The 12,971-nt window shown below is 43.8% G+C and carries 15 protein-coding genes; 7 read left to right on the top strand and 8 right to left on the bottom strand.

Annotation, left to right across the window (positions count from 1 at the left end; all coding sequences use genetic code 11):
* Nucleotides 1-2: 2 nt before the first annotated feature.
* Together ACK8OT_RS07055 and ACK8OT_RS07050 are read left to right on the top strand one after the other, a co-directional pair.
* Nucleotides 3-659 carry a response regulator gene (locus ACK8OT_RS07055; RefSeq protein ID WP_410195792.1) on the top strand — a complete coding sequence of 219 codons (657 nt, stop codon included), beginning with the start codon at nucleotides 3-5 and terminating at the stop codon, nucleotides 657-659.
* On the top strand, nucleotides 649-2,073 hold the full coding sequence (locus ACK8OT_RS07050) for a sensor histidine kinase (RefSeq protein WP_410195791.1): 1,425 nt from the start codon (nucleotides 649-651) through the stop codon (nucleotides 2,071-2,073). Before ACK8OT_RS07055 ends, ACK8OT_RS07050 begins: the two co-directional genes overlap by 11 nt.
* Nucleotides 2,074-2,157: 84 nt before the next feature.
* Here the strand turns inward: ACK8OT_RS07050 and ACK8OT_RS07045 are convergent, their stop codons facing one another.
* The 3 genes from ACK8OT_RS07045 to ACK8OT_RS07035 all read right to left on the bottom strand — a co-directional run bounded on the left by ACK8OT_RS07045 (nucleotide 2,158) and on the right by ACK8OT_RS07035 (nucleotide 4,020).
* Complete coding sequence (locus ACK8OT_RS07045; RefSeq protein WP_410195790.1) at nucleotides 2,158-3,348, bottom strand: BaiN/RdsA family NAD(P)/FAD-dependent oxidoreductase; 1,191 nt, start codon at nucleotides 3,346-3,348, stop codon at nucleotides 2,158-2,160.
* A 99-nt stretch (nucleotides 3,349-3,447) separates the two neighbouring features.
* Nucleotides 3,448-3,609: an SGNH/GDSL hydrolase family protein gene (locus ACK8OT_RS07040; RefSeq protein ID WP_410195789.1), complete on the bottom strand. Its 162-nt coding sequence runs from the start codon at nucleotides 3,607-3,609 to the stop codon at nucleotides 3,448-3,450.
* 45 nt (nucleotides 3,610-3,654) lie between these two features.
* Nucleotides 3,655-4,020, bottom strand: a complete 366-nt coding sequence (locus ACK8OT_RS07035) for a hypothetical protein (RefSeq protein ID WP_410195788.1) — start codon at nucleotides 4,018-4,020, stop codon at nucleotides 3,655-3,657.
* Between the two features lie 471 nt (nucleotides 4,021-4,491).
* Between ACK8OT_RS07035 and ACK8OT_RS07030 the strand changes: the two genes are divergently transcribed.
* The gene (locus ACK8OT_RS07030; RefSeq protein WP_233072794.1) at nucleotides 4,492-4,755 is read left to right on the top strand and encodes an Lpp/OprI family alanine-zipper lipoprotein; all 264 of its coding nucleotides are present in this window, start codon (nucleotides 4,492-4,494) and stop codon (nucleotides 4,753-4,755) included.
* Nucleotides 4,756-4,973: 218 nt separating this feature from the next.
* On the opposite strand, the gene ACK8OT_RS07025 is transcribed toward ACK8OT_RS07030, so the two are convergent.
* The gene (locus ACK8OT_RS07025; protein WP_410195787.1) at nucleotides 4,974-5,912 is read right to left on the bottom strand and encodes a L,D-transpeptidase family protein; all 939 of its coding nucleotides are present in this window, start codon (nucleotides 5,910-5,912) and stop codon (nucleotides 4,974-4,976) included.
* A 158-nt stretch (nucleotides 5,913-6,070) separates the two neighbouring features.
* Here ACK8OT_RS07025 and ACK8OT_RS07020 point away from each other — a divergent pair, with 158 nt between their 5' ends.
* On the top strand, nucleotides 6,071-7,279 hold the full coding sequence (locus tag ACK8OT_RS07020; protein WP_410195786.1) for an RsmB/NOP family class I SAM-dependent RNA methyltransferase: 1,209 nt from the start codon (nucleotides 6,071-6,073) through the stop codon (nucleotides 7,277-7,279).
* Between the two features lie 74 nt (nucleotides 7,280-7,353).
* Complete coding sequence (rarD, locus tag ACK8OT_RS07015; RefSeq protein ID WP_410195785.1) at nucleotides 7,354-8,277, top strand: EamA family transporter RarD; 924 nt, start codon at nucleotides 7,354-7,356, stop codon at nucleotides 8,275-8,277.
* Between the two features lie 3 nt (nucleotides 8,278-8,280).
* Here rarD and ACK8OT_RS07010 read toward each other — a convergent pair whose 3' ends face one another.
* The 4 genes from ACK8OT_RS07010 to ACK8OT_RS06995 form a co-directional block, all read right to left on the bottom strand.
* Nucleotides 8,281-9,759, bottom strand: coding sequence for a hypothetical protein (locus tag ACK8OT_RS07010; protein ID WP_410195784.1), 1,479 nt, complete (start codon nucleotides 9,757-9,759; stop codon nucleotides 8,281-8,283).
* A 2-nt stretch (nucleotides 9,760-9,761) separates the two neighbouring features.
* On the bottom strand, nucleotides 9,762-10,334 hold the full coding sequence (locus ACK8OT_RS07005) for a hypothetical protein (RefSeq protein ID WP_410195783.1): 573 nt from the start codon (nucleotides 10,332-10,334) through the stop codon (nucleotides 9,762-9,764).
* A 27-nt stretch (nucleotides 10,335-10,361) separates the two neighbouring features.
* A complete protein-coding gene (locus ACK8OT_RS07000) occupies nucleotides 10,362-10,781 on the bottom strand; it encodes a globin family protein (RefSeq protein ID WP_410195782.1) in 420 nt (139 codons plus the stop codon).
* Between the two features lie 108 nt (nucleotides 10,782-10,889).
* Nucleotides 10,890-11,498, bottom strand: coding sequence for a chromophore lyase CpcT/CpeT (locus ACK8OT_RS06995; RefSeq protein ID WP_410195781.1), 609 nt, complete (start codon nucleotides 11,496-11,498; stop codon nucleotides 10,890-10,892).
* A gap of 121 nt (nucleotides 11,499-11,619) precedes the next feature.
* On the opposite strand from ACK8OT_RS06995, the gene ACK8OT_RS06990 reads away from it, so the two are divergent.
* Both ACK8OT_RS06990 and ACK8OT_RS06985 read left to right on the top strand, forming a co-directional pair.
* Nucleotides 11,620-12,075 carry a DUF3592 domain-containing protein gene (locus tag ACK8OT_RS06990; protein ID WP_410195780.1) on the top strand — a complete coding sequence of 152 codons (456 nt, stop codon included), beginning with the start codon at nucleotides 11,620-11,622 and terminating at the stop codon, nucleotides 12,073-12,075.
* An 11-nt stretch (nucleotides 12,076-12,086) separates the two neighbouring features.
* Nucleotides 12,087-12,542 (top strand): DUF3592 domain-containing protein, encoded by a 456-nt coding sequence (locus tag ACK8OT_RS06985; protein WP_410195779.1) that lies wholly within the window; start codon nucleotides 12,087-12,089, stop codon nucleotides 12,540-12,542.
* The last annotated feature ends 429 nt before the right edge of the window (nucleotides 12,543-12,971 follow it).

The raw sequence follows: 12,971 nt of genomic DNA, 5'->3' as shown, positions 1-12,971 counted from the left end.
CCATGCGCTTATTACTGGTAGAAGATGACAAATTGCTGGGGCAATCCATAGTCACGTCATTAACGCGCCATGGTTATACCGTGGATTGGCTCGAACTCGGCTTAGGTGTCACTGCGGCATTGAAAACCGAAACCTTTGCTGCGGTGATCTTAGATCTCACCCTACCCGATACAGACGGACTAGAGGTATTAAGGCAGATCCGAAAAAATCGATTTCAGCTACCAGTGATGATATTAACGGCCCGCGATGATATTCAAGATAGGGTGCAAGGCCTAGACAGTGGTGCCGATGATTACCTAGGTAAACCTTTTGCACTTGAAGAATTATTGGCTCGGCTCAGGGTGATTATTCGACGCCAATCAGGCAGTGCCGATGAAATCATCGAGCTAGGTCCGTTAACCTTATCTTTAGCTGAGCAAAAGATTGCTTATCAGCAAACGCCATTAAGACTTACCCGTAATGAGCTAAAGATCTTAATTGATCTGATGACACACGCTGGTCGCGTGCGCAGTAAAGAACAATTACAGCAATCCATTCATGGCTGGGATGAAGGCGCCAGTGATAATGCCATCGAAGTTCATATTCACAATATTCGTAAAAAAGCCGCTGGGCTGGAAATAAAAAATATCCGCGGCGTGGGCTATTACCTTGAAAAATAAACCACCTTATTCAATAAAACGTCAACTGACTTGGTCGGTTGGCATTATCGTTAGCCTGTTATTACTAATTTCCCTTTACGGCAGTATTGAATTTGCCAAGCATGAAATTGGCGAAGTCTATGATGCTCGACTTGGTCAATCTGCAAAATTGATGCTTGTGACTGCCGCTTCCTTGACCAAACATAGTTCCCTCGAAGAACAGCGCCAATTGTTTACTCAATGGATGCAGCATATAAAACTGCTAGCGGGTGACGAAGATGACACCGCCACCCAATTTGGTCACCCCTACGAACAACATTTAATTTTTCAGTTGTATCAGAATGGGCAGCTCTTGTGGAGCTCTCTACCACAGCTATCCGCCTTATCTTTAAGTAAAGAAAGCCATGGCTATCACAATATTGAGCGAGCAGATGGCGCTTGGCGCACCTTTCAGCTCGCTCTCCCTGAGGAATCGGCCAGCTCTTATTACATAGTGGTAGCAGAAAAACAAAATGTGCGACAAGAATTAATTGATGAGATTGCTTTTTCTACCTCAATCGAACTGTTGCTACTGCTGCCTACTTTAGTATTGGTTCTATTTTGGCTCATTGATAAATACTTTCGCCCCATTGATGAGCTTCGAGTAGCCATCAAGCAACGCAGCGCCAATCGCTTAGAGCGTATATATGTGAAAGACAGCACGACAGAGCTAGAGCCTCTGGTGCAGGCGCTTAATAACTTACTAGAAAAACTTGAAATGGCATGGCAGAGGGAAAAACGCTTCACCCGCGCTGCGGCTCATGAGCTAAAAACGCCTTTAACTATCTTACGTTTAGATATTGAAAATGCGCTACAAAGTGCCATTGAGGGCCATTCTCCAGAGCAGCTGCGCAGCGATCTAACCCATTCACTAAAAGGCATAGAGCGCACCAACCGGCTGATCAATCAACTGCTGACGCTCGCCAAAGTGGAAGGGGTTAACGAACATCATTTTGCCAAAGTAGAGCTTGCCCCTTTACTGCAATCCGTAATCGCCGATTTAGTACCGTTAGCCTTGAAACAAAAGCAAGAAATCAGCCTTAACGCGCAAGATGCTAGCATTCAGGGCAACAAAATGCTGCTTGAGGTGCTATTTAGAAATTTAATTGATAACGCGATCCGTTACTCTGGAATCGGAAGCGAGATACAAATATCGCTGGAGCCACAACACAATCAAGTGCAGATTCAATTTTGTGATTCGGGCTCAGAGATCCCGGCAGCAACTCGCGAACGTATGTTTGAACCCTTTTATCGCGGCCACACGGAGACAGGCGATGGCGCGGGGCTCGGGATGTCAATCTGTCAGGATATAGTAACAATACATGGCGGCACCCTAAGGTTAAAAACGAGAACGAACAATACCAATATATTTGTCGTGATCTTGCCTTGTGCCTAAGCAGATAAACGAGCGGCAGCAGGGCTAGCGCTCGCTACAGGAATTGCCTTGATGGCCCAGAAATAAGGCAACCATTGTTCTCTATTACAAACTTTCACTCGTTCCACAAGCCACGGCAGAAGCCCACGCCCACTGGAAATTAAAGCCGCCGAGCCAACCGGTCACGTCCATCACCTCGCCAATAAAAAAGAGACCGGGCACTTTTTTCGCCGACATGTCTTTGGAGGATAATTCATTGGTATCGACCCCGCCTAAAGTCACCTCAGCGGTGCGATAGCCTTCGGTGCCATTCATCACTAACGGCCAACAGCATAAGCCTTGAATTAATCGCCCCCATTCACTGTGGCTAATTTGATTCAGCGGGCAATCTTGAAACTTTTGGTGAGTCAGCCAAGCTTCAACAAAACGTTTGACCAGCAAGCGACTGAGTGCATTTTTCAAGCTTAATTTCGGCTGCTGCTCGCGCAAGGTATTCAATGCTTGCTCTACGTCTAGCTCAGGTAGCAAATTGATATAAATAGGCTCACCGGGTTGCCAATAAGATGAAATTTGCAGCATCACGGGACCCGATAAACCACGATGAGTCAGTAGCATGTCTTCTTTAAATTCTGCCCCCGATACCGAGCGCACAGCCACAGGCATACTGATTCCCGACAATGGCTCAAATAAGTTCTTTTCCGTTTGATGCCAAGTAAACGGCACAAGACCTGCGCAAGTTGGCAGTACGTTAAGGCCGAACTGCTTAGCAATTTGGTAACCAAACGGAGTTGCCCCAAGCTTGGGCATAGACAAGCCGCCCGTGGCGACGACTAATGAATCACAGTGTAATGTGCCGGAACTGGTTTGCAGTACAAAGCCTGTTTCGGCCTTTTCGATGGCGTTGATTTCGGTTTTTAATCGAATCTCCACCCCGGCCCAATCACATTCGGTTAACAGCACATCCAAAATATCTTTAGCCGAATTGAGGGCAAAGAGCTGACCGTGCTTACGCTCTTCGTAATCAACACCGTGACGTTCAATCAATTCAATAAATTGCTGTGAGGGATAGCGCGCTAAGGCCGATTTAACAAAATGAGGATTTTGACAAAGGTAATGACGCGGCTCGACTTTAAGATTAGTAAAATTGCATTTACCGCCACCACTGATCAGGATCTTACGGCCAGCTTTTTTTGCATTATCTAGCACCAGTACTTGTTTGCCGCGATAGCCCGCCGTGGCAGCGCACATTAGCCCTGCGGCACCCGCACCGATAATAATCACATCTACTTTTTGCACGTTAACCCCGTTACCCATTATGCTCAGCCGTACCTAATTACGCTAAGCTTTAAACTGGCGTAATTTTACTTGGCTTAGCAACAGAGTGCGAGGGCTAACTCACTTAGCCCAAGGTTGGATTTGGTCTATCAGGTTAATGATTTGCTGCGCCATGTGCTGATGATCTTTTAAATCGGGATGCCATTGGCATCCTGTCAGTCCCAGTTCGCCCCAATCTAAATAATGTACACGCTGATTGCCTTGCTGTTGCAACTTGGCCACTAGCGCTTGTGCTAACGGCCTTGTTTCATCTTGATATCTAGTGAATTACTTATCTTCTGGTGGACTTAGTGCTTTGATCGCTTCACGGATCAAGCCGACCCCCTCTTTTATAATGATCGCGCCTAACGCCACTAGTTTTACACAGGCATAGATAAACACCACCACGACCACCACTTTTATACAAGCTTGGAAGATCTGATAAAACTCGATGTTGATCTGATTAGATAACTGCTCCGAGCCCGCCATTAGCCAATTGAACATCTCATTCATAAATGGCACTTTCGCTGGCATCGAAATGATGGCAAGGGCACTGGGTAACACATAAAAGATAATAAGGGCGCCTAGGGCAATTAACACAGCTCCAACAGCTGTACTTAACATCAACCCCAGTTTCTGATTATTTGTTTGCATAACGAACTCGAAAAATCTCATTTTTTTAAAAAAGTGAGGTCAAAGTATCCACATCGGGACAGGAATTAAAAGCAGCAAAAAGCAAAAATCAGATCGCCATGTCGGCAATGGCTAATTTTCATACTTGTGCTCTACAAATAACGAGGCCAAAAACAGCGAGAAGTACACTTATTAAGCAGAAAATCAACCCCGTTCGAGGAAATTTTACGCCGTAAATAGCACACTAAGTTTTTAATTAATGGTTGAAAAAAACGATAACAGCATGATATTCATGAATATCGCTACTATAATACTAAATGCGTCTAGCATTAAACTGATGCATTGTGAGCAAGGTAACAATATTTTTTTCAAAAATACGAAAAAAAACTTGCTGAATGTCTAAATTTAATTAATTATTGCAACAACTTAAATCAGTTATGCCATAATGTGTATGCTGTATTTTAAGCCACCCCCTTATTTTGGAGATATACAATGAAACGCAATCTAATGATCCTTGCTGGTGCTGCTATGACTTTAACTCTAGCTGGCTGTTCTAACACTGCTCTAGAGCAAAACGTTGCTGAACTAAGCAGCAAAGTTGACCAACTAACAACTGAAGTTAGCTCACTAAAAGATCAACAAATGTCGCTAGCAAACGACGTTGCTGACGCGAAAGCAGCTGCAATGGACGCAAGCAGCGAAGCTATGCGTGCAAACGATCGTATCGACAACATCGCGAATACTTACAAGAAGTAATCGTTTTGTTACCAGCTAGCACCTCGGTGCTAGCTGATATCCTCTCTAGAAGTTCAATCCCCTCTCAATAACACCTTTATCTAACCAACTTGTCCCATTTATTGGCCGTTTTACGCCTTAACTGTATGCCGTATTTTTTACTCATTCCTTTATTGGAACAAAAAAGGCACAGCGCGTAGCACTATGCCTTTTGGAATAACGGAAATACCGCCAACCGGTTACAGCTCGAAATCCACGACCTCTTCAGCGGGTTGCTCCCAAGCTCGTCCGACTAAATTAGGTAAGCCATTCATGGTATTGAAAATATGCGTTAAGGTATTCAAATCGCCATTATTGTCGATAACAAACTGGCGAACCGAATCTGTGATAGTTAATTTAGGCGCTGGCTGATCTTCATATTTGGAGAGTGGAGAGTGAACCTCAACCATGACGTCGCCATTGGGCTCAACCGACTGTTTAATCGGCTCGTTTATTATGCGAACTTGTTCGCCTTGCTCAACTTGATGAAACAACCATTCGATATTTGCCGGCTCTAAACGAATACAGCCCGCACTCACTCGCATGCCAATACCGAAGTCTTTGTTAGTGCCATGAATCAAATACTCGCCGTTACCATAGGCCAAGCGCATGGCGTACTCACCCAAGGGATTTTCTGGCCCCGCAGGGACGACAACAGGTAAAGGCTCGCCACGTGCTGCATATTCCGCTCTGGTTTTTGGCGTTGGAGTCCAAGTTGGATTTGCTCGTTTACTGGATACCTTAGTTGTCATAATAGGCGTTTCACGGCCAACACGACCAATGCCGATTGGAAATACGGTAACTTCCTTACCATTTGGGTGGAAGAAGTATAAGCGCAATTCAGGCAAGTTAATGACTATCCCTTTGTACTCCACTTCGGGTAATAACATTAAGGTTGGGATGATCAATTTCATGCCTGGGGTGGGAACAAAAGGATCCGCGGTCGGGTTGGCATCCAATAATTCCAATAAGCCAACGCCATAGAGCAAACCAATTCTATGTAGGTTTTCACCTTTGACCACGGTATGGGTTTGTAATTGCCCTATTAAGCGCCCGCCATCAGTGGGTAACTGATAAATATTGGCCCACAAGGATGCACTGAATAGAGATAAAAAAAGCAAAGTAAACAGAGATTTCATAACTAACCAACTAAAACGAACGAATGGCTATTATAGCCATAGCAAAATATTAACTCGATGCTTTTATGCACACGATTGACACGAAATAGCCAGCAAGGCACTTGCACCCCGCGGGTACACCTTCTATCATCGCGCAACCAAAAAGAGGAAGCTAAATTATGTCTGTGTTATCGGTGTTACAATCTGAAATGGTCGTTGCAGTACTTGAACGAGTTCTGTCTGAGCGCACGGCAACAGATCGTGTTTATGCCCAAGTATTTGCAAAAACACCGTTAACTACCGAGCAAAAAGCCAATGTAACTTTGGCTGTTGGGGATATTTTACGCCGACTTAATTTGTATTGTTTTTTAGCCGATGTCGAGTTGACGCAAGCGGCTCATCACGCAACCCAACTGTTATGTGCTTGGCATTTACTGGATAACAATCCTCAACCAATCTTGCATAAAGACGCCATATTAGATGAAGCAAACTTTGCTCGGCGAGTCGCTGATGCCAAAGCCTCTCCTCTACTTTGGCAAGGCTGCCCAACTTGGTTAGATGCACTTTGTGATGAAGCCCTTGGGGCGCAATGGCCAAATGAGCGGGCGGCTTTAAGTCAGCGTGCAGAGCGCTTTATTCGAGTGAATACTCTGAAAACCAACCGAGATGAATTACTCACCCACTTATCACAACAAGGCATTAAGGCCGAAGCGGTGAGTGAAGTCGAAAGCGCCATTCGCATTAAAAATAATGCAGCGCTATTTAATACCGATGCATTTCGTTTAGGTTGGTTTGAACAACAAGATGCTGGCTCACAAAGTATTGCTCCGATGTTAGATGTAGAGCCCGGCATGACAGTATTTGATACCTGCGCAGGAACCGGCGGTAAGACTTTACAGCTGGCCGCCTTAATGAAAGGTAAAGGTCGCCTAGTTGCCATGGATGTTGAACAATGGAAACTGGATAAGTTACAGCTAAGAGCCAAACGTGCCGGTGCCTTTAATATTGAAACTCGCTTGATTGAAAGCTCAAAGACCATTAAACGTCGTAAACTCAGCGCCGATCGCTTACTGCTGGATGTTCCTTGCTCAGGTATAGGTGTACTAAAACGCAAGCCTATGGCCAAATGGCACGACACCGCAGAGCGCCTTACCCACCTCACGGCCCTACAACAAGACATTTTGCAGCGTTATAGCCAATTACTTAAAGTCAGTGGCATTATGATCTACGCAACGTGCTCAATCTTACCGCAGGAGAACGCACAGCAAGTGGCCCGTTTTATAGCCAATAATCCGCAATTTTTATTACTCGAAGAGCAAACAATTAGCCCTTCCGAGTCAGGATTTGACGGCTTTTACTGGGCTAAATTAGTGCGTACCGATATCTAGTGGTTACTATTTCTCTTAGCCTATTAGAATGACTCCTGATAAACTAGTTAGCTATTCCCTCTAGCTATTACACCATGAACCAAGACGAATCACTTATTGAAACCCGAAAAGGGATATTTTTCGCCCTATCGGCTTATACCTTTTGGGGCGTTGCGCCGATTTACTTTAAAGCGCTGGATTCGGTTCCTGCGTATGAAATTCTGAGCCATCGCGTAATCTGGTCGAGCATCTTGCTGTTGTTTATCGTGCTATTGTTTGGCTATGGCAGGCGCTTTATTAGTGCTCTAAGCTCACCAAAAACCTTACTCTATTTAACATTAAGTGCCATTTTAATCGGTATTAATTGGTTTGTTTTTATTTGGTCCGTAGGCCAAGAGCGTATGTTAGAAGCCAGTCTAGGCTACTTTATCAATCCTCTTGTGAATGTATTTTTAGGCATGCTGTTTCTGCAAGAGCGGTTACGGAAGAATCAATATATTGCTGTATTGTTAGCGTTTATTGCTGTGTTGGTTCAATTGTTCCATTTTGGCTCTCTGCCTTGGATAGCATTAGTGCTGGCATTTAGCTTTGGCTGTTATGGACTGATCCGAAAAAAGGTTAAAGTAGACGCTATCACGGGGTTACTACTAGAAACCTTGGTCTTGTTACCCATTGCCTTTGCCTATTTGTTTTTCTTTGCGAATTCGGCTAGCTCAGAGTTTTCAAATAATAGCTTTACCCTCAATATATTATTGCTTTCTGCGGGTGCTATCACCACGATCCCGTTATTGTTTTTTGCGGGGGCTGCAACTCGACTAAAACTATCAACACTGGGCTTTTTCCAATACATAGGCCCTTCATTAATGTTTGCTCTTGCGGTCATCGTTTATAAAGAGCCTTTAAGTACCCCATCATTAATCACGTTTGGTTTTATTTGGGCTGCTTTGATAGTGTTTAGCTGGGATGGCTTAAAGCAACATCAAGACGGTAAAAAAAGAAAGATCGATCTAGTTCAATAGTGCTTACTTGGCTTGATTAGCTAACCAAATCAAGCCAGCCAATTTCTCTTCCTCAGTTACCTGAGCAAGCCAAGCTTTCACTAAGCTTGGTGCTTGTTCCTGACTGATAAACTGCAATAAAGCCATCGCATTTTCCGAGGTAATTGCTGAGCTGGCAGCGGTTAAGTCTGTGGCGGTTTGAGCCAGTGAAATAGCTGGATATTCGCCAAGCTCGTCAAACCACGGCTGTACCAGCTCAGGATTTGCTTTATGGTGGCGATAAAGAACTTGTGCAACCTGCATCATCACACTTTGCTCACTTAATGCGATTTGCTCGTTTAACCAAATATCCATGATTTCATGGAAGCCAAGCTGACCTTGCAATTTTTCTTTATTCTGATGAAAAGACGCAATAATTTGAGGCAAACGAGTCAAGTGCTCCACGTTTGGCTTAAGTCTATCTTGCGCATTTAACTCAAGCGCCTGATACCTCACTTTATCCATCGGCGCTTTAATTCTTGAACGTAATCCCGCAGCAAAATCCAATTCATTTTGACTAAATAAAAACGTAATTAGCTGCATTAATAGGGCCTTCCCCTGCTCATCCCCTTCTAGGTTTACCAGACTTATCCCTACGTTCAATAAGGCTTGCTCTTTACGCTGTACTTGAGCTAATGAAGGCCATTGTTTAGTTAGCAATAGCAACTCCATTTCCGCTTGCTGCAAAGGTTTTGCTAAGGCTTGTTGTTGCTTTTTCGCCAAGCTATAAAAGCCATTTTCAATTAAGGCTTTTGTGTAATAGAGCTGAAGTTGCTCGAGAGGAATTTGCCAGCCTTGGGAAAGCGCCTGCAAATCGGGTAAGTAACTCATTTGGCTAGCAACATCAAAATAAGCCGCCATGCAGGTTTGCTGTAACTGCTGATTAGCAGACTGGCTGAGCACCTGACTCACCGCTGCTAAGTGCTGATGTTTAGCTTCTGAGCTATTGCTTGCTGCAAGTAACTGATAGGCTTGGCATTGTAAATTTATATCTGAGCTTTCATCTAACCCTTGTTGTAATCGTGCAATAAAGTCATGGCTCAGTGTTGAGTTTCTTTTTATCGCCGGTGCCAAGGCTATCATAGGAGCCAGTTGCGCATAATCAGGAAGGGTTTCGATCAAGGACAAGGCTTGGCTAAGATAACTTGGCTCAGCTACCTGCCAAGGGCGCTCTGACAAACGATTATATTGCGCTTGAATAAGTCCTAAGTTGAGTTCATCAGCGACAAAAATACGCTGATAAACCTCTGTCCCCACAAACTGGCGTTTCAATTTGGATAGTTCGCTAAGTGCTTGACCATAATAATACGCCTGCTGCGAGTTATCTTGGCTCAACTCGGCCTGCTCAAGATTGACCATAGCTTGCGCTAAACGCTGGCTAGCGAAGTACTCAGGATCCAGAATTTTGATGGTAATAAAGATGGCGAATAAAAAAATCCCCCAACCAATTAGATACTTACCCATTATTAATCATTATTAGTCGGCGTAAATTTTACTGACTTTTGCGGCAAGCTAAAATCATCAGGTAATCCAGGAAAATATACCTTCAGCTCATCGACATTCTTCAAGGCGTTATTGTCAATAAATAGCCAGTCTTGATTTGGCTCTTTAAGGGCAAGTAAAAAACTTTGTGTATTAACCTTACCCTGCTCACTAGTTAACTCAAGTTGAGCATTGAGCACCACCAATTGCTTGGTATCAGATGTAAGGTAGTTGATTGGCTCTCCGACTGTAAGATTAGCAATCCGCACACCGCGTTCATTCAATAAACGAACCGCCTCATAAGCTATTTTGGCCGCCATGCTCGGGCCACCAATTTTAGCAATAATGGGCGGATAAGTGAGTGCGATGACGCCATCATAATCCTCACTCAAGGTCGCTTTCACCAGTTTGTCAGCTTGGTTTTTTACCTGCTCGCTCACGCTAGCAGGAATGTCCACAGACTTAACTTGCTCACTGGGTAAGCGACTCGCTTCTGCCTGAACATGGCTGAACACCGATAAAGTGACTAAAACAAGTAACATCACGGTTTTAAGCATTAAGTTCATCCTTTAACTTCAATATTTTTAAATGCGGTGCTGCTCAGCAGTCATGTATTGTATCAGTGGCATCAGCACTAAACGCCATGCTAATTCCACATCAGGATCACATTTAGGATCAAAAGCTCGTACCGTGCTAATTAGCGTTTCTAACCAAATATCATATAAATGCAGCGGTATGCCATGGCCTCGAGCACCATGAACTTCGGCATATTTTTTGATAGTTTCAGTTTCTATTCGCGAACTAGCAAAGTCCATGGCCATATAAAGTGAACGTTGCATCATCAATTTTTGCCGAGTCAGATCCACCTTAGCCAGAATTTGTTGTACCTCTGGCGATGAGCCGCTAAAAGATTGATAGAATTGGCTAAAGAAGGCATCACCCTGATCGCCGCGATACATGATCCGTTCATAACTATCATTGAAAATCTGATCATAGTTTTTCATTGCAACGACTCCACATAATACCTAATCATAAATTACTTCAATTACATACTAGCAAAACACTTAGCTATGCTAAAGCTTCCCAGCACTAGCTTGATGACTATTAACTTACTACTTCTTTATAAAATGGTAACCAGGGGAAGAGGTAGACCAAACCAGTTGCTCTTTATCTGTATATCCTGCAACTTGCTGGAAAAACTGGTTGATGCCAATTGCATAAGAAATTTTCAGATGGCTTGCCCCGCGAAAATCCAGCTCACACTCATGGGTTTCAGTGATACCAATAAATTGGTCTAAATTAGCAATGTAATTAAACACGATATCACAGCCTTGTTGCATCGTGAGCTGTTGCAAGGTAAGTGCTTTTAATAGCTTGGGCTGATAGTAAGCGCCGGTAAAATCAATTGGCTGAGGTGTGGTGTAGGTGTGCATACGGATAGAGCCATTAGGCTGGTCTATAAACTGTAAAATACGTTGTTGATATGGCAATACCCCCTTTTGGTTTTTTATCTGCTCGGTATAAAACCAACTGCCGTCCCCCCTTTGATGCCAAAAACGGCGCGCCAAATATTGTAGTGATTCAAAGTTGGGATCCGATTCGGCTTGATTAAGGTTCGTATATTCCCCCTCAAACCAAAGGCTCAATTTTTCGAGTTCACTAGAAAGAGCCCAAGCATAGTTGGGGAGCAGGATTAAAATGAAACCGACATTTTTAAGCATTTATCTTCCTTGGCAGTGTACAGCGTAAGACCTTGATTGAGGATCATTGAACTACTTTATCTGCCTGTAAAGCAGCTGTTCTTGAGGTACAATAGCGACAATATTAACGAATGGATAAACTATGGAAAAGGTATATTTAGGCTGGATTTTCATTGCCATAGGATTAATTGCACTTATTCCTGTTATGTACTTCATGTTCATTGCCATGAAGAGCAAACACTGGCCGAAGCGAATGGCGATGATCACATACAATAGCTTAGCGGTAAAGAAAGCCGGTTATTGGGAAGGGCGATCCTTAATTGGGGGCGACCTGCTCAAATATCGCTACAATATCGAGCGCGTTGATTATGAAAATAATCAAATCACAGCCGCAGATATGATTATGAAATTAATGGTGGCCAGTGATGAGCTACTAGCTCAATTTCCCGAAAAAGAAATGCTCGAGATCAGTTATAACCCGAACAAGCCTCAGCAATCGCTTCTCATTCCGGGCTTCACTAAATGGAACTTTATGCCACTTGTTACCATCAGCATTTTTATTGCGGTGGGCTATGCACTTATCACGGGTCTTATCTAGGAGAATAATTAATGGATGATATGAAGAGCTTTATTCCGGGTTACGGAAGTCAGTCAAATGTAGCCCGGCTACTCATGTTGATGTCACTATTTTTAGTCATAGTACCCGGCATTATCATCGCCAAAACAGCTCGCATACACTTTGGCGGCGAGGTCACTATGGCCAATGTGATCGAAGTGAATCAGGTAACGTTTGTCGATGAAGCCACGCAAGAATCATTTGTCGATAACATCCCCAAGGTTGAATTCACTGCTGCTAATGGCAAGCAATATCAAGTCGACCTGTTGCCTTACCTCGTGCCTCCTAAGGTTGGAGAACAGGTAGAAATTATTTATATCCCCTCAGATCCAAACATAGCATTGCCCAATGCCTTTGACCGCGGCCCACTCTACCTAAGCCTATTTTTCATCGCCATCGGTTTAGTCTTATTCTTACGCTCAGCAAAAATGATGAAACAGCGTTATTAATAGCTAAGCTTCAAACTAGCGGCAGTCGTCGCTAGTTTCTTCTAAAGATCCCTCTTCAATTCAACACCTCTTTCAGATAAGTTTCCCCCCATATACTTGAACAAAACAGAACTCGAAAGAAGCCTAGTGTCGGTTTGAACAGAAAGCTGCGCTCATTGTAGGACCAGAGCTTGCTAACATATCCGGTTATTCTGAAGGCGTAAAAAAACCTTACATTGCAATAAGGGCTTCTTCGATTGGGAGCATGATGAAGGTCGCTGTCTTAGATATGTTCGAGCAGCACAAGGCTCTCATTGTAGAACCGGAGCTTGCTCCGGGAATATGTTTGGGTTTTTCTGAAGATGTAAAAAAGCCCTTACATTGCTGTAAGGGCCTCTTCGAATGGGAGCATGATGAAAGTCGGTGTCCTTTGCTTTGTCTTCGGACGTA

It is taken from the genome of Motilimonas thetidivivens (genome assembly GCF_046452435.1).
Classification (GTDB): Bacteria; Pseudomonadota; Gammaproteobacteria; order Enterobacterales; family CBDFNC01; genus Motilimonas.
The sequence above is the reverse complement of the archived record's forward strand: the minus strand, read 5'-3'. Positions and strand labels throughout refer to the sequence as shown.